This window comes from Duganella sp. AC237, from assembly GCF_979254035.1.
The window spans coordinates 6168624-6192158 of record NZ_CEEDEW010000003.1; the positions used below are offsets into that span (position 1 = coordinate 6168624).

Genomic DNA, 23535 nt, shown 5'->3' on the forward strand with positions numbered 1-23535 from the left:
TCCCGGATATTGTAGTAAGCAAACTTTCAATATCCCATAAAATTATGACAAGATCGTGACGCCAGACGGGCGCAGGCCCGCCCCTCCTTCCGTTAAAACGCCGTCAACGCCTTGCTGAACTTGATCAGCCACAGGCGGCTTGGACGCTCGCGGTCGTCGCCACGGGCGACGCGGATCGTGTTGGCCGCATTGCACCCGGCGGCGCTACTGGTGATGATGACGCCATTTGCATCGACATTGCACTTGGTGACGTCGGCGTCGTCCACCGCCACGCCGGCCGCGTCGTAGACCTTGGTTTTGAGGCCGAAGTCGTTGTCGTTGACCAGCGCGAGCGTGTTGCCGTCGACGATGGTCAAACCTTCGGCCTTTTCCGCCAGCCAGCCGATCGCGTTCAGGTCGAGCAGCTGGGTTTTCTTCAGCGCCACCACGGACTTCCAGTCTGCGCCATTGACGGCCGCGCCGCCCATGCTGCTCTTTTCCAGATCCGACGTCGTCACGTTGTAGGCCGCCGCCGCGATGTTGGTCGCCGCGCCGATCTCCACCAGCATCAGCTTGTTAAATACCTTGCCGCCCGGCGCCGCGCCCTGCTCGATCACGATGAACTTGCCGTTGCCCAGCGCAACCACGTCACCCAGCTTGGCGTTGCCGGTGCGGCCATCCTGATAGTCGGCGCCGTCGAGCGGATAGGCGTACATCTTGCCGGACGTGCCGGTGGTCGGATCGAACTCGACCCAGCGGGTAAAGCGCGCGTAGCGTTCGACCGCCTCGTTCTTGCCGGTGACCGAATACGGCGCGTTGCCGTCGGAAAGCGGACTTTGCAGGAAGGCGTGCAGCTTGTCGGTGGTGGTGTCGAGCGCCATGCCTTCCATGCCGCGATTGGCGCGGCGCTTGAGGAAGATTTCCGGCAAGCCGCTGCCGGGCGCGTACTTGTTCAGGATGATGCCGGTGGCCGGATCGATCTTGACGATGAACGGACCGTATTCGTCCGACACCCACAGCACATTGCGTTTCTTGTCGACGACGATGGCTTCGGAGTCCAGGCCGCCGGCGTTGAAGGTGGCTTTGCCGGCGGCGTCGTACTTCATCACATCCATCACCGGCAACTCGGCCGAATTGCCGACCGAGCCAGGCGCAACCGGCAGGCCGGAAGCATTGACGTTGGCCGAGACCTTGATCGGCGTCGACGCTGTCAGCACCGCGCCGGATTTGCCGACGGTGATCAGGCCGAACGCCGGCGTGAAGCTAGGCGACGGGAAGATCTTGGCGCCGGTAACGCCGGTGCCGCTCAACGACGGCAGGTTCGGACCGTCGCCGTTGGGGCCGCGATCGGTCAGGCCGTAGAACTCCAGGTCGCCATTGGCGGCGACGCCTTTGAACGCGATCGAGGAACCATAGGATGGCAAGAAGCCGAGCGGGAAATCTTCCTTGACCTTGGCGTTGCTGCCTTCGTAAGGGATGTAGAAATTGTTGGCCGCCTGGATTTGATAGCGGGTCACGCTGACAGCGACATCGCCGAGTTGGGTCTTCTGCGTGAAGGATTCGTTGACCGGCGTGCCGACCTTGGAGGCCAGCGTGTCTTCGAAGTGTTCACGTACAAGGCCGCGACGGTTGTCGTCGACGGTGCGGGCGGCGTACTTGGCGCCGGCGGCTTTCAAGTTGTCGGTCATGGCGGTATTGAAGGTGGAGGCGGACGCGCCGAAGTCCGCGCTTTTGGATGCGAGCGCGGTTTTCACGTCGGCGGCCAGCTTGATGCCGTTCGACGGATCGCTGTCTTCGTCCAGCAGCTGCAGGGCCAGCAAGCGGTTGATCACTTTGACGTCCTTGATGTCGGTAACGCCAGCCAGTTGCAGCGGCGTGATGGTGGCCGCGCACGGTGCGCTGCCCAGGGCAATACCGCCGATACTGAAGCTGACGGTGTCGCCAGCGTAACACGTGAACTCGCCTTTGGAAGTCGTGCTGGCTTTGGCGGCGGTGCCGGCGACATAATCCAGGTTCTCCACCGCGCCATCGAGGAACACGCCGGTCATCGACTGGCGAACTGGCGCCTCGTTATCGCTGCCACCGCAGCCGGCCAGGACGGAGAATACAGCGAGCGACAATAAGGAAAGAGTTTTCATGCTAACGGGCCTCAAATTGAAAAAGAGGCAAGTCTAGCGGGGCTATGTGACCAGAGTGTGACGAGAAATATGGACGCAAAAAAGCCCCAACTGGATCACCAGAAGGGGCTTCTTCTTATAACTAGCCTGACGATAACCTACTTTCACACTGGTTGCAGCACTATCATCGGCGCAGAGTTGTTTCACGGTCCTGTTCGGGATGGGAAGGGGTGGGACCAACTTGCTATGGTCATCAGGCATTGACTTGTACGAGCCGCGTTCTTGTGAACGTTGCCCAGAATCTGGAGAAGTAAGTAAATGGGGTAATGAAGTTGTATCAACGAACGCTCAACGCACTTCTCATTCACCACAACCTGCTAAGGTTATAGGGACAAGCCGTACGGGCAATTAGTATCAGTTAGCTTAATGCATTACTGCACTTCCACACCTGACCTATCAACGTCCTGGTCTCGAACGACCCTTCAAAGAGCTCAAGGCTCTGGGAAATCTCATCTTAAGGCAAGTTTCCCGCTTAGATGCTTTCAGCGGTTATCTCTTCCAGACTTAGCTACCCGGCAATGCCACTGGCGTGACAACCGGTACACCAGAGGTCTGTCCACTCCGGTCCTCTCGTACTAGGAGCAGCCCCCTTCAAATTTCCAACGCCCACGGCAGATAGGGACCAAACTGTCTCACGACGTTTTAAACCCAGCTCACGTACCACTTTAAATGGCGAACAGCCATACCCTTGGGACCGGCTACAGCCCCAGGATGTGATGAGCCGACATCGAGGTGCCAAACTCCCCCGTCGATATGAACTCTTGGGAGGAATCAGCCTGTTATCCCCAGAGTACCTTTTATCCGTTGAGCGATGGCCCTTCCATACAGAACCACCGGATCACTATGTCCTACTTTCGTACCTGCTCGACTTGTCAGTCTCGCAGTTAAGCACGCTTATGCCATTGCACTATTAGCACGATGTCCGACCGTACCTAGCGTACCTTCGAACTCCTCCGTTACACTTTAGGAGGAGACCGCCCCAGTCAAACTGCCTACCATGCACTGTCCCCGACCCGGATAACGGGCCAAGGTTAGAACCTCAAATGAACCAGGGTGGTATTTCAAGGTTGGCTCCACGAGAACTGGCGTCCCCGCTTCAAAGCCTCCCACCTATCCTACACAGATTGATTCAAAGTCCAATGCAAAGCTACAGTAAAGGTTCATGGGGTCTTTCCGTCTAGCCGCGGGTAGATTGCATCATCACAAACACTTCAACTTCGCTGAGTCTCGGGAGGAGACAGTGTGGCCATCGTTACGCCATTCGTGCAGGTCGGAACTTACCCGACAAGGAATTTCGCTACCTTAGGACCGTTATAGTTACGGCCGCCGTTTACTGGGACTTCAATCAAGAGCTTGCACCCCATCATTTAATCTTCCAGCACCGGGCAGGCGTCACACCCTATACGTCCACTTTCGTGTTTGCAGAGTGCTGTGTTTTTATTAAACAGTCGCAGCCACCAGTTTATTGCAACCCGTTCGCCCTACTGAAGTAAATCAGCCAAGCTACAAGGGCGTACCTTTTCCCGAAGTTACGGTACCAATTTGCCGAGTTCCTTCTCCCGAGTTCTCTCAAGCGCCTTAGAATACTCATCTCGCCCACCTGTGTCGGTTTGCGGTACGGTCTCGTATGACTGAAGCTTAGAGGCTTTTCTTGGAACCACTTCCGATTGCTTCGAGACCGAAGTCTCTCGTCCCACTCCCTTGAATTACGCGCCCGGATTTGCCTAAGCGCCTTCTATGAAGCAGCAACCAACTATTCCAACAGTTGGACAACCTTCCGCGATCCGTCCCCCCATCGCATCATACGACGGTGCAGGAATATTAACCTGCTTCCCATCAGCTACGCATCTCTGCCTCGCCTTAGGGGCCGACTCACCCTGCTCCGATGAACGTTGAACAGGAAACCTTGGGCTTACGGCGTGGGGGCTTTTCACCCCCATTATCGCTACTCATGTCAGCATTCGCACTTCTGATACCTCCAGCATCCTTTACAAGACACCTTCGCAGGCTTACAGAACGCTCTCCTACCATATGCTTACGCATATCCGCAGCTTCGGTGACTGGCTTAGCCCCGTTACATCTTCCGCGCAGGACGACTCGATCAGTGAGCTATTACGCTTTCTTTAAATGATGGCTGCTTCTAAGCCAACATCCTGACTGTTTTAGCCTTCCCACTTCGTTTTCCACTTAGCCAATCTTTGGGACCTTAGCTGGCGGTCTGGGTTGTTTCCCTCTTGACGCCGGACGTTAGCACCCGACGTCTGTCTCCCAAGCTCGCACTCATCGGTATTCGGAGTTTGCAATGGTTTGGTAAGTCGCGATGACCCCCTAGCCATAACAGTGCTCTACCCCCGATGGTGATACTTGAGGCACTACCTAAATAGTTTTCGGAGAGAACCAGCTATTTCCAAGTTTGTTTAGCCTTTCACCCCTACCCACAGCTCATCCCCTAATTTTTCAACATTAGTGGGTTCGGACCTCCAGTGCGTGTTACCGCACCTTCATCCTGGCCATGAGTAGATCACTTGGTTTCGGGTCTACACCCAGCGACTATCGCCCTGTTCGGACTCGATTTCTCTACGGCTTCCCTATATGGTTAACCTTGCCACTGAATGTAAGTCGCTGACCCATTATACAAAAGGTACGCAGTCACGGAACAAGTCCGCTCCTACTGTTTGTATGCACACGGTTTCAGGATCTATTTCACTCCCCTCCCGGGGTTCTTTTCGCCTTTCCCTCACGGTACTGGTTCACTATCGGTCGATTACGAGTATTTAGCCTTGGAGGATGGTCCCCCCATATTCAGACAGGATTTCTCGTGTCCCGCCCTACTTGTCGCACGCTTAGTTCCACACATCGCATTTCACATACGGGGCTATCACCCGCTATGGCTCCTATTTCCAGAGGATTCTGTTATGCGTCATGCTAAAACGTGCAGGCTCTTCCCATTTCGCTCGCCACTACTTTGGGAATCTCGGTTGATTTATTTTCCTGCAGCTACTTAGATGTTTCAGTTCGCCGCGTTCGCTTTGCATACCTATGTATTCAGTATGCAATGACCTAAAAGGCCGGGTTTCCCCATTCGGAAATCTGCGGATCAAAGCTTGTTTGCTAGCTCCCCGCAGCTTATCGCAAGCTACTACGTCCTTCATCGCCTGTAATCGCCAAGGCATCCACCATGTGCACTTATTCACTTGTCCCTATAACGTTAGCCCCTGCGACTAAACAAGGAGCGTTTATAGGAATAAGAAGTACTACGTTGTTGCGTTTGTTGATACATACAATCATTACCCATCGCGTCACCTGTCGGTGACACGATCAATAAAAATTTACTTACTTCTTCCAGATTGTTAAAGAACGTACAGCACTTGATCTCTAAAAGATCAAACATAAACATACGCCGCTTGGCGTTGCTTGCATTTGAACTTTTTGGTGGAGGATGACGGGATCGAACCGACGACCCCCTGCTTGCAAAGCAGGTGCTCTCCCAGCTGAGCTAATCCCCCTGAGATTTACTACAGGCAGAAACTGGTAGGGCTGGTTGGACTCGAACCAACGACCCCCGCGTTATCAACACGGTGCTCTAACCAGCTGAGCTACAGCCCCAAATGCTGTTCTTTATATTGACAGTCGATAAGTGTGAACGCTTGATGAGTGAATCATTGCTGATTCAGTGCCACTCTAGAAAGGAGGTGATCCAGCCGCACCTTCCGATACGGCTACCTTGTTACGACTTCACCCCAGTCACGAATCCTACCGTGGTAAGCGCCCTCCTTGCGGTTAAGCTACCTACTTCTGGTAAAACCCGCTCCCATGGTGTGACGGGCGGTGTGTACAAGACCCGGGAACGTATTCACCGCGACATGCTGATCCGCGATTACTAGCGATTCCAACTTCATGCAGTCGAGTTGCAGACTACAATCCGGACTACGATACACTTTCTGCGATTAGCTCCCCCTCGCGGGTTGGCGGCGCTCTGTATGTACCATTGTATGACGTGTGAAGCCCTACCCATAAGGGCCATGAGGACTTGACGTCATCCCCACCTTCCTCCGGTTTGTCACCGGCAGTCTCATTAGAGTGCCCTTTCGTAGCAACTAATGACAAGGGTTGCGCTCGTTGCGGGACTTAACCCAACATCTCACGACACGAGCTGACGACAGCCATGCAGCACCTGTGTGATGGTTCTCTTTCGAGCACTCCCAAATCTCTCCGGGATTCCATCCATGTCAAGGGTAGGTAAGGTTTTTCGCGTTGCATCGAATTAATCCACATCATCCACCGCTTGTGCGGGTCCCCGTCAATTCCTTTGAGTTTTAATCTTGCGACCGTACTCCCCAGGCGGTCTACTTCACGCGTTAGCTGCGTTACCAAGTCAATTAAGACCCGACAACTAGTAGACATCGTTTAGGGCGTGGACTACCAGGGTATCTAATCCTGTTTGCTCCCCACGCTTTCGTGCATGAGCGTCAGTTTTGACCCAGGGGGCTGCCTTCGCCATCGGTGTTCCTCCACATATCTACGCATTTCACTGCTACACGTGGAATTCTACCCCCCTCTGCCAAACTCTAGCCTTGCAGTCTCCATTGCCATTCCCAGGTTGAGCCCGGGGATTTCACAACAGACTTACAAAACCGCCTGCGCACGCTTTACGCCCAGTAATTCCGATTAACGCTTGCACCCTACGTATTACCGCGGCTGCTGGCACGTAGTTAGCCGGTGCTTATTCTTCAGGTACCGTCATTAGATCTCTGTATTAGAAAGACCCGTTTCTTCCCTGACAAAAGAGCTTTACAACCCGAAGGCCTTCTTCACTCACGCGGCATTGCTGGATCAGGCTTGCGCCCATTGTCCAAAATTCCCCACTGCTGCCTCCCGTAGGAGTCTGGACCGTGTCTCAGTTCCAGTGTGGCTGGTCGTCCTCTCAGACCAGCTACTGATCGATGCCTTGGTAGGCTTTTACCCTACCAACTAGCTAATCAGATATCGGCCGCTCCAGGAGCATGAGGTTCTTGCGAATCCCCCACTTTCATCCTTAGATCGTATGCGGTATTAGCGTAACTTTCGCTACGTTATCCCCCACTCCAGGGTACGTTCCGATATATTACTCACCCGTTCGCCACTCGCCGCCAGGTTGCCCCGCGCTGCCGTTCGACTTGCATGTGTAAGGCATGCCGCCAGCGTTCAATCTGAGCCAGGATCAAACTCTTCAGTTTAATCTCTGTTACTTTTGCCGTTTTACCGGCACTCTTATTGCTAAGAGGTCGCTCACTCAAAATACTGACAGGCCACTACTTTCGTAGCGCCTATTTCATTACTTCTTGTGAACATTTGATATTTTAAGTATCGCGGAACCGAAGCTCCGCGTGCACTTTCATCAAACGTCCACACTTATCGACTGTTAATTTTTAAAGAACTTTATTCGGTACTGCTTGGTACTGCTTGCTGAAGAAGCGTTGTGTTCATCAGCGAAGAGGCAAGATTATGAGGCGTTTCGAATCTTTCGTCAAGCACTTCTTTTTCTTCATCTTCTTCGTTTCACGCCGTATAGTGTACGTCGTTCTGCGAGGGGGCGAACTATAGCAAGCGGCAACAATTACCGCAAGGACTTTTAAAGCCTGACTGCAACATCAGGGTAAAGTCGCACCAGTGTCGAGGTGGCGATCTGTTTGATCAGCGCCGTCGCCGCTTCCGTGTCGGCCTTATCCCGGCGCAGGTCGTTCCATAATGCAACCAAAGCGGCGTCGTGCTGCGCCACCGCCTGCTCTACCTCCTCCTGCCAGAAGGCCGGCGCCTCGTTTTCGACGAAGTTGCCGCGTCCGCGTCCGAAATGGGCCACCGCCAGATAGCGCAGAATGCCGACCACCACCAGATTACGCATAAAGGCGTCGGTAAATTGCACGGCGGCCTGATTGCGGTCGGTACTGGAGTTGAAACCCCAAGCCGCGCCGGCAAACGTCAATGCGCCGACCACGCCGCCCAGCAAGGCGCCGCCGCCCAAAGTCAGCCCGCCCGCCATCACGTCGGCGGACAAGCCGGTCGCCGCGCCCGAGATCACGGCGCCCAGTAATCCAGCCTGCGCCTTATCGATAGGAGCGCGCACAGCGAAGTTTTCGCGCACACGCTCGTTGATCTTGCCGGCGTCGGTTGGGTCGAGCTGGTGCAGGATCAGCAGTTCGCGCGTCGATTCGACCGTCGCCTGGTTCAGCCGCGCGATCAGATTGCCCATGGCACGGTCTTGGCGCTGCTGCTCGTCGTTCTTGCCGATGCCCACCACCTTCAGCGCCGATTTGAGCATGCTCGAAGGCACGGCCTCGACCGCCTCGCTATCGCGCGCGGCAGCCGCCAACTGTTTGGCCAGCAAGCGGATCGCGTGATCGTAGCGGCGCACGTTGGCCGCTTCCCACGTCGCGAACAAACGGGCGTAACCGGCCTGCTGCGACGGATCGAGCAATTTCCCCACCACTTCATAGAAGACGCGCTCATGCACCCAGCAGCGGGCAAAGGCATCCAGCGCCAACACCTCGCGCACCGCCGGGTATTGCGCCAGATGCTCGCGCCAACGCCCCTGCTCCGCCTGTTCTTCGGCGGCGGGACGGGGCCGTCCGGTCTGGTTCAGCAAGACTACCACCGGCTTGCCGATCCACTCCAGTATCTTCATTTCCGCCGGCACATAGCCGGCATCTTTCGGATTTTCCGAGGAGTTGACCAGATAAAGAACGACGTCCGCCGATTCCTTGGCGGTGCGCAAGGCGTTCTGGCTGAGCCAGAACGGCCGGTCGCGGTAGCGGTCCAGCACTTCCCGCAAGAACCAGCCGATCGGGTTGCCCGACTGCCCCAGCCGCTTGAGCAGGCGGACAGAGTCGCCGAAACCCGGCGTATCCCACAATTGCAGGCTGTCGCCCTGCGGCGTCGTCAGCAGGGTGTGCGACTCGGCGAAGATGGTGACGTGGGCGGCGTCGCGCACCTCGCCGATGTCCATGCCGACCAGGGTGCGCGCCAACGTGGTCTTGCCATTATTGGTATGCGAAATCAGTGCGAACTGGATTTGCACCGCGTCCGCAGCGGCTTTTTCAATCGAAACGTTCATGCGGCAGCCGACATTTTCAGCCCGACGCCGGCGTCGAGCGGGTGGATGGAAGGATTCAGCAGATTCACAACGGTCGCCGTGGTCTGGTGGAAATGGCAGAACTCCTGCCACAGGGCGGTTCTCTCGGCCAGGCCGCGCTGGTCGGCCTGGCCCATGCGCTCCACAAACGAGGATTCGTCGAGCAGCACGGCGATGCCGCGCGGCGAGGCTTTCACCAGATAATCGAGAAACGCGCCATGGTTTTCCTTTTCAGGCGTCGCGGTCAAATTGAATAGCACCGCCGTCATGGTGACGTTCGGATCGTTGAGGTCGACGTCGCGCAGCACCTCGCGCGGCTCCTCGCCGTAGGAGGTCGACGGCCGCAGCATCATGCGGCCCTGCTCGCTAAACAGCATGATGGCGATCTGCCCCAAACCCCGATGCCGGGCCTCGTCGACGGTAAAGCTGAACGGCAACACGCGCAGCATGCCGCCGGTTGCGGCGCCGATGGTCTCGTTCAGCTTGCGGAAATATGGCTGATCGAGGTCGAGCGGGAAACGCCGGCTCAGCCGCGCCGCGCGCCAGTTGGCCACCAGCGCCAGCAGCAGGCGCGGCAGCACGACCAGCAGGAAGATCGTCGCCGCGTACAGATGCACCCAGCGGGCGCCGCCTTCGGGCGCCGTGGTCTGCGGAAAGCGCAGCGCCTCGATCTCGGCCAGGGTGAAGCCCTGCAACTGGAAGACGGCAATGGCTGGCGCAAACAACAAGGACAGCAGGGTGTGCACCTGCGTGGCGTCGAGGAAGGTGCTTTCCCAGCCGGCCGCATATTGCGACAGCAGACCACGTCCATATAAAGAGAGCACCGCGCCGAGCGCGAACATGGCCGCGCTCAGGTGGATGGTACGGCTGAGCCGGGCCGCCGTCAGCTTGGCGCTCAGTTGCGACCATTCGCCCATAAAGCCCAGCAATCCGGTCGCCAGCACCGGCGGCACCTTGCGCGGCACCGCCAGCTTGCCCACGCTGAGGCGGCGTATCAAGCCCGACTTCGGCCCGCCGTTGACGCGCGCCGGGATGAACAGACTGATCAACAAGCCCAGATAGACCAGCAAATTCCAGGCAATGATCAGCAACAGCGGCGCCGACAGCAGATCGACGCGGTGCGGATCGGTGATGCGGTCGAGCGCGGCGCCCAGCGCCAGGGCCAGCACCGGCAACAGCCACGCCAGCGCCCGCAAACCGGTCGACCGCTTGGCGAAGCCGGCAAACGCCGGCGTCCGCTCGGCGAGGCGTTTGAGTATCTGTTCCGAGCGCTGCTGCAGGAAATCGTCGGGCGTGACGTCCGCATGCTTGTCCGAGGCCTGCCACTGCGCCAGTTCGCGCGCGCTGCGGCTGGCGTACATGCGGTCGTCCTCGCTGAGCACTTCCTTCTTCTGGTCGGCCAATTCGATGGCGCGCACCAAGACGACGTCCCTGGCAATCTGCTCGTTCATAGTGCTCCTGTGTTTGGTCAAAGCGACAACTCGACAGGATTGTGAACCAATTTAGCGAATCAGGCCAATTCCGCACGCCGTTCGGCAGGTTTCAGCGTGCGGTAGAGAACGACAACGACGAATACGGCAACCCACATCGACCAGAGCGTGTGCGTGAGGAAATGCGCGCCGCGCAATTGCTGCATCCAGCCGACGGTCAGGCCGAAGGCCAGCATCAAGCCGCCGACGGCGGCCGCCATCCGGGGCCGATGCGGCAACCAGAAAACGGCCAACGCCACCAGCCACAGCGCGCTCGACGCGTGGCCGCCAGGCAGGCACTGCCCCGGCGACACGCCCACAGGCAACATCTCCAGCAGCCGCACATAGGGCTCGCGGCCGCCATAGCGCTGCAAATCCCAAGGGCAATGCGAATCGCTGAAGTGTTTCAGCACGCTAATGCAAGTCGGCACCAGGATGGCCGACAGCGCCAGCACGCGCAAGCCGGTGCGGCGCGGCGCGGTCCAATACGGCTGTGGCCGCGCCCAATCCCACGCGGCCAGCGCCACGGCCATCACGCCCAATACCTGCAAGATGGTCTTCAATATGTCGTGATTGAACCGTTCGGCCAGCCAGGCATGACGCCAGGGGAACGTCCCGCTGGCGCGGTCGAACATGGCGTCGGCCAGCGCCAGATCGATATTGGTGTAGTTGCCGATCCAGACGATCAGGACGGCCGATACGAACATGACAACGTCGATGGTGCGCAGCACGCCTCTTGGTTTAAGACTGGTTAGCGAGCGTGCAAGCATGGAAAATATCAAGTCGAGGGTTGTAGACGGCCGTGCTGATGTTCAGCATGCCGAGGAAAGAATGGAACACGTTGTCGTGCGAGAACTCCTGTCCACGCCGCGCCTCCAGGCAGCGCTGGTCCAGGTTGAAACGGTCGCGGTAGCCCTGGTCCAGCCACAGCATAAAGGGAACATGGCGCTGCTCATCCGGCGAAATGAAATACGGCGCGCCGTGCAGATACATATTCTTTTCGCCCAGCGATTCGCCGTGGTCCGAAAAATACATGAAGGCGGTATCGACGTTGTCGGCGGCGCCGGCCGCGCGCAGCAGGTCGATGGTCTTGCTCAGGAAATAGTCGGTATAGGCGATGGTATTGTCGTATGCGGCCACGATGGATTCACGCGAACACTTCTCCAGCTCGTTGCTGGTGCAAACGGGACCGAAACGCTGGAACGCGGGCGGATAGCGCTTCCAGTACGCCGGCCCGTGGCTGCCCTTCTGGTGCAGCACGATGACCAGATCCTGCTTGGCGTTGCGGATGATTTCCGGCAGGCCCTGCAGCATGCGCTCGTCGAAGCACTCCTCCTGGTTACAGAACGGATCGCCGGCCTTCGGCTGCGACATGTCCTCATACGCCACGCGGTCGCACACGCCTTTGCAACCCGAATTATTGTCGCGCCACAGCACTTGCAAGCCCGCGTGGCTGAGCACGTCAAGCAAGCCCTCCCGCGCCTTCGCCTTATCGTCCGAATAATCGACGCGGGCGAAACCGGAAAACAGGCAGGGAACGGAAATCGCCGTTGCCGTACCGCACGATTGCACATTGCTGAAGTTGAGCAGGCCGGCCTGGCGCGACAGCAATGGATTGGTGTCGCGCTGGTAGCCGTTGAGCGAGAAGTTCATCGCACGCGCGGTTTCGCCGACCACCATGATGGTCACCGTGCGGCGTTTTTGCTGCGCCCACAAGGTGCCCTTCATGGCGTCGCTGCCCAGCGGCGCAATCACCATTGCGCGCGCCATTTTACGCTTGACGAAAGAGTTTCCGGCCTGGATGACATTTGTCGGCGTCAGCAGGAAGCGCATCTGGCGGTACTCGCGCACGGCCGGCGCCAAGGTCTTGAAGAATCCCATCATCAAGACGCCGGCCACCAGCAAGGACACGACGATCACGGCGGGATTGATCAGCAGCGCGCGGCGCAGCGGCGGAAACGCCAGTTTGAGGCGATACACCAGCACCGACGGCAGCACCCCCAGCAAGGAAATCGTCAGCACCAGGCTCCAGCTGAACAGCTCGGTAGCCTCATGCACATCGGTTTCCATGACGTTCTGCAGCATCGAAGCGTCGATGGCGATGCCGTAGCGGTTCATGAAATAGCTGCTGAAGGCCGTGACGAAAAACAGCAGGATCAGCACCGGCTTGATCACATAGCGGAAACTGAACAGTGTCAGAAAGGCGTTGAAGGCCAGCGCCAGCAGCGTGAACGATGCGAGATACAGCGGCACATTGGCCAACTGGAAGCCGCCGGTGGCGACAAAGAACGTTTGCCAAAAGCTAAAGTTGTACACGAGTACAAAGAAAGCGGCCACCGCCAGGATCAGGTACTGCACATGGACGTGCGGCACACGCAACAACGGTGTGACGCGCAACAGTGGCAGCAAGCGCGCGCGATGATGGCTAAGCGTTAAGTTCGGATGTATGTTCAACGGAGGCTCCTGAATTCCAGCCTCCACCTTACTAACCTGCCGGTCAACTCCGCGTCAAAGATGCGTTAAGTTTACGTTAAATTCCTCAAGGAAATCTCACTTCAAATACGCTACCGCCGCCGACGCGCTCGCTGTAGGCCAGGTCCGCGCCCAGATAGGCGCAAATGCGCTGCACCAGCCCCAGACCCAAGCCGGTGCCCGACGATCCGCTGGCGCCGGCCGGGATGGCCTCGTTCAGCAACCGCGCGCGGGCCGCCGCCGGCAAGCCGGGACCGGTATCCTCGACAATCAGCGACCGGCCGGCCAGGCGCACGACCACCTCGCCCTGCATGGTATAAAGACAAGCATTGCGCACCAGGTTGCCGATGGCCGCGATCAACAGTTCGCGCGGCGCGTAGATCATGAAATCCTCGCCTCCGGCATACCGCAACTCCAGCGGCTTGGCCGTCGTCAAGGTCTGGCAGCGCGCCGCCTCCTCGCCGGCCAGCCCGGCGGCCGAGACCGACGTCATCTCCAGCATGTCCGGCGAGCGCGCCAGCCGCAGCAGCACCGTCACCGAGTCGGACGCGTCGCGCGCGGCGCGGTAGATGCGCTCCGACGCGGCGTGGATGGCGGGGTTGGCATGCGTCTGCGTCATCAGGATTTCCGCCGCGCCGGTGATGACGGTCAGCGGGGTGCGCAACTCGTGGCTGACGTCGCCGGTGAAAAAACGCTCGCGGTCCAGAACTTCGGTCAACTCCTTGGTTCGGGCAGAAAACGCCCGCGCCAGAATGCCCAACTCGTCCGGGCTGTCCTGCAACGGCAAGTCCGGGCGGCGTGCCTGCACCGCCGCGGCCAAGCCCATGATCGGCGCGACCAGGCTGTTGCCGATATAGGCGCCGAACATCATCGAGCAGATCAAAAACCCGATAAAGCCGATGGCGAACATGCCATACACCACCACTTCGATCTTTTCGTACGCGCTGGCGTGATCGACCACCGCGTAGCGTCCGTTCGCGTCCCGACCGGACCAGACATGCAAATCGACGCCATCGACAGTGATCTCGGTCGCACCGTCGGGCAAATCGCGCAACGAGAGCGGGATTTCGGCGTCGTGATGAAAGCTCAGGCCGGCCGGCATTTCCACCGGCAAACCGCCGGCATGGCGCGGCGAGGCCCAGGCGGCCACTTCCTGCAAGCGCTCGTCGACCAGCTTGACCTCGATGCCTTCGACGGCGACGGCGGCGATGACGGCGAAAAACAGGATGCCGGCGGCGGCGAACGTCAGATAGGCGACGACGATACGCCGGCGCAAGGATTTAAACGGTGGCATCGGAAGCTAGCAGTTTATAGCCGATGCCCGGAACGGTGCGCAGCATGGCGAATTCAAAAGGTTTGTCGAGCGCCTGGCGCAGCGCATGAATGTGGGTGCGCAAGGCGTCGCTGTCCGGACGGTCCTCGCCCCACACTTCCTGCTCCAGCAATTCGCGCGGCACCAGCTTGGGCGCTTGCGTCATCAGGCATTTGAGAATGGTGTAGCCGGTCCTGGTCAGCGCCACCGGGGTGCCGGCGCGCTTGACCTCGAAATTTTCGGTATCGAAGCGCAAGTCGCCGACGCTGAGCACGGCGGCGCCGATGGTCTGGCCGCGCGCGCGCCGCAGCAAGGCGTTCAGGCGCACCTCCAGCTCGACCAGCGAAAACGGCTTGACCAGGTAATCGTCGGCGCCGCTGTCGAAGCCGGCCACCTTGTCCTGCAGCGTATCGCGCGCCGTCAGCATCAACACCGGTGTGGCGTCCCGCAACTCGGTGCGCAGCTTCTGGCACAACTCCAATCCCGTCATGCCGGGCAGCATGACGTCCAGCACGATGACGTCGTACTCGTGCTGCGCGGCCAGCGCCAGCCCGGCGTAGCCGTTCGCCGCCGAATCGAGCACGTGCCCTTTCGCCTCCAGGAACGCATACAGATTGGCCAGGATGTCGGGATTGTCTTCAATAATCAAAATACGCATGGAGGTCGAATTGCCTTACAGGCCGTCAAAATTGGCCGGCCGCTTTTCCAGGAAAGCCTTCATGCCTTCTTTTTGGGCAGGCGTACCGAACGCGGCATGGAACAGGCGGCGCTCGTAGCCCACGCCTTCGGTCAGCGGGACTTCGTAGGCGCGGTTGACGGCATCCTTGACCATCATCGCCACCGAGGTCGGCATGGCGGCGATCACGGTCGCGGCGGCCAGCACTTCCTCGATCAGCTTGTCGGCCGGGACGATGCGCGACACCAGCCCCATACGCTCGGCCTCGACCGCGTCGATGGTGCGGGCGGTCAACAACATATCCATCGCCTTGGCCTTGCCGATCGCGCGCGGCAGGCGCTGCGAGGCGCCGGCGCCCGGGGTGACGCCGATCTTGATCTCCGGCTGGCCGAATTTGGCGGTATCGGCGGCGATCACGAAGTCGCACATCATCGCCAGCTCGCAGCCGCCGCCCAGCGCGTAGCCGGCCACGGCGCCCACCACCGGTTTGCGCACGCGCAGGATGTGCTCCCAGTTGCGGCCGATGTAGTTGTCGCGATAGGTATCCACATACGTGTAGTCGACCATGGCGGCGATGTCGGCGCCGGCCGCGAAGGCTTTCTCGCTGCCGGTCAGGACGATGCAGCCGATCGCCGGATCGGCGTCAAACTTGAACAAGGCCTCGCCAAGTTCGTTCATCATGCGGTCATTGAGCGCGTTCAGCGCCTTGGGACGGTTCAGGCGGATCAACGCGACTTTGCCGTGCACTTCAACGATCAGGTCTTCATATTGCATGGTTGTTGCCTCCATGGTGGAATTTTATGGGTCGATTGTAGCGCCTATCACCGCCGCTGGTATTATTGAAGCTTGGCAACTTACTTCGGCGAGCCTCCCATTTTTACCTCACTGCGCCGCCCGCTGCGCGACAAGCTGGCCGCTGATCCCTTGCTGGGCAATAGCGACTTTCTGCGTTACTGGTTCAGCGCCATCCTCAACGGCTTCGGCAGCTATATCGGCGCGCTGGCCGTGCCGCTGTGCGCGGTGTTGCTGCTTAAGGCCACGCCGGCGCAAATGGGCATGCTGGGCGCCGCGGCGGCGATGCCGTTCGCGCTGTTCGCGCTGCCGGCGGGCGTGGTGCTGGACCGCAACCGCAAGCTGCCGATCCTGCTTGCCAGCAAGGCCATCCAGGCCACCGCCCTGTTCAGCATCCCCGCCGCTTACTGGATGGGCGTGTTGTCGGTCGAGTGGATGTATGCGGTCGCCTTCACCACCGGCGCCTGCAACGTCGTCGGCGGCGGCGCCGAACAGGTTTTCCTGACCAATTTGATCGGCCGCGAGCGCCTGATGGACGCGCAATCCAAATTCGCCGCCACCGACTCCGCATCGCGGCTACTGGCGCCCGGACTGGCGGGGGTGCTGATCCAGTGGCTCACCGCGCCCTACGCGGTGCTGCTCAACGCCCTGGGTTTCGTACTGTCGATCCTGCTGCTGCGCAATCTGAAGGCCAACGATCCGAAACCGGCGCCGTCCGACAAGCACCCGCTGCGCGACATCCGCGACGGCCTGCAATTCATCTGGAAGCAGCCGCTGCTGCGCACCCTGGCCTGGAGCGTGGGCGCCTGGCACATGCTGTTTTACGGCTACGCGGCGCTGGCCGTGCTGTTCGCCACGCGCGACCTGGGCATGAGCGCGGGCATGCTGGGCGCGGCGCAAATGGTCGGCGGCCTCGGCGTGCTGGTCAGCTCGATGCTGCTCAAGCCGCTGACCCAGCGCTATGGCGCCAGCGGCACCATCCTGATCGGCATCGGTCTGACCGCCTTCGCCTTTACGATGACGCCGATGATACCGGCCAAGCTGTTCGGCTATCCGGCCGCCAGCGCGACCGCGTGCGCGGCCTTGTCGTTCTTCCTCGACTGCGGCGTGATGCTGTTTGTCATGCCGTACATGGCCATCCGGCAGAAGGTCACGCCGGACGCCTACCTGGGCCGCATGGTGTCGACGATGCGCTTCCTGACCATCGCGGTGGCGCCGCTGGGCGCGCTCACGGCCGGTTATATCGGCGAGCATTTCAGCGTGCGAACCGGCCTGGCGTGCGTGGCGGTGGGAGCCATCGTGCTGACCGCGTGCATGGCCGTGTCCGCGTCGCTGCGCGAGACCGAACAGCCGGCGGTGGCCGCGTCGTAACCGGCCCTGCCAAGGGCCCTACCGTGCGCCGGAAATCCGGCCAAGACATTAGGCTGACTCCAGTATCAACCGATCCTGATAGGAGTGCGCCATGTTCAAAACCATACTATTGCCGACCGACGGCTCGGACCTGTCGGACAAGGCGACCGCGACTGCGGTCGAGTTCGCCAAACTGAATCGCGCCAAGATCGTCAGCATCACCGTGATCCAGCCTTTGCCGCTGGCGTCGATGGGCGACGGCGGCGCCGTGATCGACTCGGGCCAGTTCGCCGTCAAGATGCAGGAAGCGGCGCGCAGCTACATCGACAAGGTGGCGGCGGCCGCGCGCGCGGCCGATATTCCGTTCGAGGGGGTGATTTCGGTGTCGCACACCCCGTACGAGGAAATCGTCGAGGCGGCGAAAAAATTCGAGTGCGACCTCATCATGATGGCGTCGCACGGACATACGGGCATCAACAAGCTGCTGCTGGGCAGCCAGACCGACAAGGTGCTGGCGCACACGACCTTGCCGGTGTTGGTGTTGAGGTGACCCTCGCGCTTTACGGCTGCTTGGGCAACAACACCCAGACATTGCCGCGCTGCTTCATGCGGCCGGCGTTTTCCGCCGCCTCGGTGCCGAAGCCGAAGAAGTAGTCGACCCGGATCGCGCCACGGATCGCGCCGCCGGTATCCTGCGCCATCACCAGGCGTTGCAGCGGAATATCGCTGTTAGGCATCGTGGTGGCCAGGAACATCGGCGCGCCCAGCGGCAGCTGCGAGGCGTCGATCGCCACCGAGCGCTGCGGCGTCAGCGGCACGCCCTGCGCGCCCTTCGGACCGACTTTCGGGTCCGGCAGCTTCTCTTCTTTGAAGAACACATAGCTCGGGTTCACATTGAATAGCTCCTGCATCCGGGTAGGATGGCCGGCGATCCAGGCCTTGATGCCCTGCGCCGACGCCTGCTCCAGGGTCAACTCGCCCTTCTCCACGAGGTATTTGCCGATCGATTTGTACGGATGACCGTTCTGGTCGGCGTAGGCCACGCGCACGGTTTCCTGCGTATCGGTCAGCTGGACGCGGCCCGAACCCTGCACCTGCAGGAAGAACGACTCCACCGGATCGTCGACCCACAACAATTCCTTGCCGGTGAAGTCGGCCTTTTCGATGTCGGCGCGGGTCGCGTACGGCACCACCTTCTTGCCGACCAGCTTGCCGCGCAGACGCATGCCCTTGAGCTCCGGATAGACGCTGGCCAGATCGACGGTGACCATGTCGTCCGGCACCTTGAACAGCGGCGTTTGATACGGACCGCCCTTTTTTCGGGCGCCGCGCAGCAGCGGCTCGTAGTAGCCGGTGACCAGCCCGTCGGTGGCGCCGTCCGGCGCGATCACCTGGTTCGGCACCATGAATGCCTCGAAGAAGGTGCGGATGGCCTTGTCGTCGGCAGCGTTGACGCTGCGCGCGATCGAGCACGACTCCTTCCACTGCGGCTGCTTGATCAGCACGGCGCACGACGACATGAAAGCCGGCCAGGCGGCGCGCACGTCGTCGCGGTCCCAGCCGGGCAACGATGCGAAGGTGGTCGGCACCATCCGCAGCGCCGCCGGGGCGGTCGGTGTGACCGGGGCTGTAGGCGTGGCGGGCTTGGCAGGGACGGCGGGCACGGTGGGCGGCGCCGGCTGTCCGGCCGGTTTTTCCGCCGGGATTGGCGTGGTGGTGCAGGCGGCCAGCGAAAGCGCGACGACGGACAGCGGAACGAGTAGACTACGACGTGTAAATGACATAAGGATAGCTATGTGGGTAGTGATATTGGAAGCATGCGTCGCGTTTTTCCTGCTGGTATTCATCGTCTGGTGGACGATGTACCAGGGCAAGGGCAAAACCAGGAAGTTGCCCCCGCCTGAACGGGATGACGATTCGAAAAGCGATCCGAAGTAAGGAAGGAAGCGGAGCGGCCGGCAACCCGGCGGCTCAGTGGAGCGTGCGCGGCAGCGACAGCACGAACTCGGGGATCTTAGCCTCGAATTGATGGCCGTCCTCGGCCACGCAGAAATATTCGCCGAACATCGATCCCTGCTGCGTTTGCAACGCGGTGCCGCTGGTGTACTCGAAATGCTCGCCCGGCTGCAACAGCGGCTGATGGCCGACCACGCCCAGTCCGCGCACCTCTTCGATGTGGTTGTTGGCGTCGGTGATGACCCAGTGGCGCGAAATCAACTGGGCGGCGACGGTGCCGGTGTTCTTGATCGTGATCGAATAGGTGAACACGAAATTGGTGCGCTCCGGATCAGATTGATCCGGCAGGTACTGGGTTCTGACCGACACAGTAAATTCATAAGTGGCCATCGAAATTCCTTAAGGCTGAGGCGTGGGGTCGTAAAAAGATCACTGCGATTGTATATCGTCAGGCGCCCATTGCACCGCAAATCGGCAACGCGTGCAAGCGAGATGAGGCTAGAAACAAACTGAAAACCGGCTGAAAACGGGCTGAAAACCGGCTGAAAACGGGCGCGGCCGGGCCGGGCAGCGTAAAATAGCGCATCTTTTTTTAATGCAGGCCTCACGTCATGTCCAATTTCCGTATCGCTCCCAGCATCCTGTCCGCCGACTTCGCCCGTCTGGGCGAAGAGGTACGCAACGTCGTCGCCGCCGGCGCCGACATCATCCACTTTGACGTGATGGACAACCATTATGTTCCGAACCTGACCATCGGCCCGCTGGTGTGCCAGGCGATCCGCCCGCACGTGGACGTGCCGATCGACGTACACCTGATGGTCAAGCCGGTCGACCGCATCATTCCGGACTTCGCCAAGGCCGGCGCCAACATCATCACCTTCCACCCGGAAGGCTCCGAGCACATCGACCGCTCGCTGCAACTGATCCGCGACCACGGCTGCAAGGCCGGCCTGGTGTTCAACCCGGCCACCCCGCTGAGCTATCTGGAACACGTTATGGACAAGATCGACATGATCCTGATCATGTCGGTCAACCCCGGCTTCGGCGGCCAGTCCTTCATCCCTCAGGCGCTCAAGAAGATCGCCGAGGCGCGCCGCCTGATCGACGACTCGGGCCGCGACATCATGCTGGAAGTGGACGGCGGCATCAAGATCGACAACATCGCGGCGGCAGCGGCCGCCGGCGCCGACACCTTCGTGGCGGGCTCGGCCATCTTCGGCCAGCCGGACTACAAGGCCGTCATCGACGCCATGCGCGCCAACCTGGCGGCGATTTAAGATGAGCGTGCTGATAGGCGTGCGCGCCGCCATCATCGACCTCGACGGCACCATGCTGGACACGATTCCCGACTTCCACGTGGCGATCAACGGCATGCTTCAGGAACTGGGGCTGGATTCCATCGAGCAAGAGCAGATCGCGCTGATGGTGGGCAAGGGTTCAGAAAACCTGATCCGCTCGGTGCTCGCGCTCCAGGCCGACGCGGCCGGCGTCGAGCAACGCTTCGACGCGGCGATGGACGCCTACCAGCGCCACTACCTGGGGATCAACGGCCAACACAGCACCTTGTACCCCGACGTGATCGAGGGCCTGACGGCGATGAAAGCCAGCGGCCTGCGCCTGGCGTGCGTGACCAACAAGCCGATCGCCTTCACCACGCCGCTGCTCAAGCTCAAGGGCCTGGACGGCTTTTTCGACGTGGTCTACGGTGGCGATTCGCTGGCGCGCAAGAAGCCCGATCCGCTGCCGCTGCAAACGGTGTGCGCCGATTTCGACCTGCCGCCGGCCCAGGTGGTGGCCATCGGCGACTCCTCCAACGACGCGCAAGCGGCCCGGGCTGCGGGTTGTCCGGTGTTGACGGTGCCTTACGGTTACAATCACGGACAGTCTATACACGGGATCGATTCCGATGGTATAGTAGACACGCTGCTCGACGCGGCAAGCCGTATCAGTTCGCAAAATTAACCTTTAGCTGAACCAAACCTGACCGAATGTCTTCCATCAAAAAACACAATGTCAACCAAACCGGCTCGATTGAGGCCTGGCTTTGGCGACGCTGGCAATCCTGGCAAAACTAAGCCGAACTGATTGCTGTCGCACGTGCACGCGCACCCGACAGGTTTTTTGACAAACCACCGCCAACCCGCACCCATACCTTGGCGGCATGGAGAGAAGACATGACCGAACTCGAATTCAAATCGTTGGCCAACGAAGGCTACAACCGCGTCCCACTGATCGCCGAAGCCTTCGCCGACCTCGAAACCCCGCTCACGCTGTACCTGAAACTGGCCCAGACCCAGAACGCCGGCAAGAACACCTTCCTGCTCGAATCGGTGGTCGGCGGCGAGCGTTTCGGGCGCTTCTCCTTCATCGGCCTGCCGGCGACCACCGTGCTGCGCACCTTCGGCACGCGCACCGAGATCGTCAAGAACGGCGCCGTGATCGAGACCCACGAAGGCAATCCGCTGGAATTCGTCGAGGCCTACCAGAAGCGCTTTAAAGTGGCGCTGCGTCCGGGCATGCCGCGCTTCTGCGGCGGCCTGGCCGGCTACTTCGGCTACGACACCGTGCGCCACATCGAAAAAACCCTGGCCAACACGCAGCCGAAGGACGATCTGGGCCTGCCCGACATCCAGCTGATGGTGACCGAGGAACTGGCTGTCATCGACAACCTGTCCGGCAAGCTGTATCTGATCGTCTACGCCGACACCACGCAGCCCGAGTCCTTCAGCAAGGCGCGCCAGCGCCTGAAGGACCTGCGCATGATGCTGCGTCGTGGCGTCGACGCGCCGGTCACCAGTGCCTCGGTGCGCACCGAAACCATCCGCGACTTCCCGAAAGAGGAGTACCTGAAGGCGGTCGCCAAGGCCCACGAATACGTGATGGCCGGCGACTTGATGCAGGTGCAGATCGGCCAGCGCATCCGCAAGCCCTACGTCGATTCGCCGCTGACGCTTTACCGCGCGCTGCGCTCGCTGAATCCGTCGCCGTATATGTACTTCTACAATTTCGGCGACATGCAGATCGTCGGCGCCTCGCCGGAGATTTTGGTCCGCAACGAGACGCTGCCGGACGGCGAGAAGAAAGTCACCCTGCGTCCGATCGCCGGCACCCGTCCGCGCGGTTCGACGCCGGAACGCGACGCCGAACTGGCAAAGGAACTGCTGGCCGATCCAAAAGAGATCGCCGAACACGTGATGCTGATCGACCTGGCGCGCAATGACCTGGGCCGCATCTCCGAGATCGGCAGCGTCAAGGTCACCGACCGACTGGTCATCGAAAAATACTCGCATGTGCAGCACATCGTCTCCAACGTCGAGGGCAAGCTGAAAGACGGCCTGTCCAACCTGGACGTGCTGCGCGCAACCTTCCCGGCCGGCACCCTGACCGGCGCGCCGAAAGTGCGCGCGATGGAAGTGATCGACGAACTGGAAATCTCCAAGCGCGGCATTTATGGCGGCGCCTGCGGCTACCTGTCGTTCGGCGGCGAGATGGATGTCGCCATCGCCATTCGCACCGGCGTGATCAAGGACGGCATGCTGTACGTGCAGGCGGCCGCCGGCATCGTCGCCGACTCGATCGCCGAGATGGAATGGCAGGAAACCGAAAACAAGGCGCGCGCCGTGCTGCGCGCCGCCGAACAAGTGCAAGATGGCCTGGATGGGGAGTTCTGAGATGCTGCTGATGATCGACAACTACGACTCCTTCACCTACAACATCGTGCAGTACTTCGGCGAGCTGGGTGAGGATGTGCGCGTGTACCGCAACGATGAAATCACGATCGCGGAAATCGAGGCGCTGAACCCGGACCATATCTGCATCTCGCCGGGTCCGAAAGACCCGTCGCAGGCCGGCATCTCGATCGAAGTGCTCAAGCACTTCGCCGGCAAAAAGCCGATCCTGGGCGTGTGCCTCGGCCACCAGGCTATCGGCGAAGCGTTCGGCGGCAAGGTCATACGCGCCAAGCAGGTCATGCATGGCAAAACTTCTTTAATCGCGCATACGGGCGTGGGCGTCTTCAAGGACCTGCCCTCCCCGTTCACGGTGATCCGCTATCACTCGCTGGCAATCGAACGCAGCTCGCTGCCGTCCTGCCTCGAAGTGACGGCATGGACCGATGACGGTGAAATCATGGGCGTGCGCCACAAGGACTACGACATCGAGGGGGTGCAATTCCACCCCGAGTCCATCCTGTCGGAACACGGTCACGCACTGCTGAAGAACTTCCTGGTTCGCTAGCAAACCCG

General features: G+C 60.1%; 16 protein-coding genes, 2 tRNA genes and 3 rRNA genes. 6 read left to right on the forward strand and 15 right to left on the reverse strand.

Annotated features, from left to right (window positions below; translation table 11 throughout):
• Positions 1-92: 92 nt before the first annotated feature.
• The 13 genes from AC0IYS_RS27335 to AC0IYS_RS27395 all read right to left on the reverse strand — a co-directional run bounded on the left by AC0IYS_RS27335 (position 93) and on the right by AC0IYS_RS27395 (position 15967).
• Entirely contained in the window at positions 93-2117 is a 2025-nt protein-coding gene (locus tag AC0IYS_RS27335) for an esterase-like activity of phytase family protein (protein WP_471708118.1), read from the reverse strand.
• Between the two features lie 124 nt (positions 2118-2241).
• Positions 2242-2354: ribosomal RNA gene (gene rrf / locus AC0IYS_RS27340) — 5S ribosomal RNA — on the reverse strand.
• A gap of 129 nt (positions 2355-2483) precedes the next feature.
• Positions 2484-5356: ribosomal RNA gene (locus AC0IYS_RS27345) — 23S ribosomal RNA — on the reverse strand.
• A 230-nt stretch (positions 5357-5586) separates the two neighbouring features.
• Positions 5587-5662, reverse strand: a tRNA-Ala gene (locus tag AC0IYS_RS27350).
• Between the two features lie 23 nt (positions 5663-5685).
• Positions 5686-5762, reverse strand: a tRNA-Ile gene (locus tag AC0IYS_RS27355).
• A 79-nt stretch (positions 5763-5841) separates the two neighbouring features.
• Positions 5842-7372, reverse strand: a 16S ribosomal RNA gene (locus AC0IYS_RS27360).
• Together the 16S, 23S and 5S rRNA genes with 2 tRNA genes alongside form the textbook arrangement of a ribosomal RNA operon.
• A gap of 395 nt (positions 7373-7767) precedes the next feature.
• Positions 7768-9246 (reverse strand): GTPase domain-containing protein, encoded by a 1479-nt coding sequence (locus tag AC0IYS_RS27365; RefSeq protein ID WP_471708119.1) that lies wholly within the window; start codon positions 9244-9246, stop codon positions 7768-7770.
• Positions 9243-10715 carry a DUF2868 domain-containing protein gene (locus tag AC0IYS_RS27370; protein ID WP_471708120.1) on the reverse strand — a complete coding sequence of 491 codons (1473 nt, stop codon included), beginning with the start codon at positions 10713-10715 and terminating at the stop codon, positions 9243-9245. Before AC0IYS_RS27370 ends, AC0IYS_RS27365 begins: the two co-directional genes overlap by 4 nt.
• Positions 10716-10774: 59 nt before the next feature.
• Positions 10775-11464 carry a phosphatase PAP2 family protein gene (locus AC0IYS_RS27375; protein ID WP_471708121.1) on the reverse strand — a complete coding sequence of 230 codons (690 nt, stop codon included), beginning with the start codon at positions 11462-11464 and terminating at the stop codon, positions 10775-10777.
• A gap of 10 nt (positions 11465-11474) precedes the next feature.
• Complete coding sequence (locus AC0IYS_RS27380; RefSeq protein WP_471708122.1) at positions 11475-13142, reverse strand: phosphoethanolamine transferase; 1668 nt, start codon at positions 13140-13142, stop codon at positions 11475-11477.
• A 130-nt stretch (positions 13143-13272) separates the two neighbouring features.
• Entirely contained in the window at positions 13273-14499 is a 1227-nt protein-coding gene (locus AC0IYS_RS27385) for a sensor histidine kinase (RefSeq protein ID WP_471708123.1), read from the reverse strand.
• Complete coding sequence (locus AC0IYS_RS27390) at positions 14486-15175, reverse strand: response regulator transcription factor (RefSeq protein WP_471708124.1); 690 nt, start codon at positions 15173-15175, stop codon at positions 14486-14488. Before AC0IYS_RS27390 ends, AC0IYS_RS27385 begins: the two co-directional genes overlap by 14 nt.
• A gap of 15 nt (positions 15176-15190) precedes the next feature.
• Positions 15191-15967 (reverse strand): enoyl-CoA hydratase, encoded by a 777-nt coding sequence (locus tag AC0IYS_RS27395; RefSeq protein ID WP_471708125.1) that lies wholly within the window; start codon positions 15965-15967, stop codon positions 15191-15193.
• Between the two features lie 72 nt (positions 15968-16039).
• Between AC0IYS_RS27395 and AC0IYS_RS27400 the strand changes: the two genes are divergently transcribed.
• Both AC0IYS_RS27400 and AC0IYS_RS27405 read left to right on the forward strand, forming a co-directional pair.
• Positions 16040-17356, forward strand: a complete 1317-nt coding sequence (locus AC0IYS_RS27400; protein ID WP_471708126.1) for an MFS transporter — start codon at positions 16040-16042, stop codon at positions 17354-17356.
• Positions 17357-17447: 91 nt separating this feature from the next.
• On the forward strand, positions 17448-17885 hold the full coding sequence (locus AC0IYS_RS27405) for a universal stress protein (protein WP_471708127.1): 438 nt from the start codon (positions 17448-17450) through the stop codon (positions 17883-17885).
• A gap of 10 nt (positions 17886-17895) precedes the next feature.
• Here AC0IYS_RS27405 and mltA read toward each other — a convergent pair whose 3' ends face one another.
• Together mltA and apaG are read right to left on the reverse strand one after the other, a co-directional pair.
• Positions 17896-19119 carry a murein transglycosylase A gene (gene mltA, locus AC0IYS_RS27410; protein ID WP_471708128.1) on the reverse strand — a complete coding sequence of 408 codons (1224 nt, stop codon included), beginning with the start codon at positions 19117-19119 and terminating at the stop codon, positions 17896-17898.
• A 187-nt stretch (positions 19120-19306) separates the two neighbouring features.
• The gene (apaG, locus tag AC0IYS_RS27415; RefSeq protein ID WP_471708129.1) at positions 19307-19681 is read right to left on the reverse strand and encodes a Co2+/Mg2+ efflux protein ApaG; all 375 of its coding nucleotides are present in this window, start codon (positions 19679-19681) and stop codon (positions 19307-19309) included.
• 221 nt (positions 19682-19902) lie between these two features.
• On the opposite strand from apaG, the gene rpe reads away from it, so the two are divergent.
• From rpe to AC0IYS_RS27435, 4 genes are all read left to right on the forward strand, one after another.
• Entirely contained in the window at positions 19903-20568 is a 666-nt protein-coding gene (gene rpe, locus AC0IYS_RS27420; protein ID WP_471708130.1) for a ribulose-phosphate 3-epimerase, read from the forward strand.
• A 1-nt stretch (position 20569) separates the two neighbouring features.
• On the forward strand, positions 20570-21253 hold the full coding sequence (locus tag AC0IYS_RS27425; protein WP_471708131.1) for a phosphoglycolate phosphatase: 684 nt from the start codon (positions 20570-20572) through the stop codon (positions 21251-21253).
• A 212-nt stretch (positions 21254-21465) separates the two neighbouring features.
• Positions 21466-22962, forward strand: coding sequence for an anthranilate synthase component I (gene trpE / locus AC0IYS_RS27430; RefSeq protein ID WP_471708132.1), 1497 nt, complete (start codon positions 21466-21468; stop codon positions 22960-22962).
• 1 nt (position 22963) lies between these two features.
• Positions 22964-23527: an anthranilate synthase component II gene (locus AC0IYS_RS27435; protein WP_090326971.1), complete on the forward strand. Its 564-nt coding sequence runs from the start codon at positions 22964-22966 to the stop codon at positions 23525-23527.
• Positions 23528-23535: the final 8 nt, after the last annotated feature.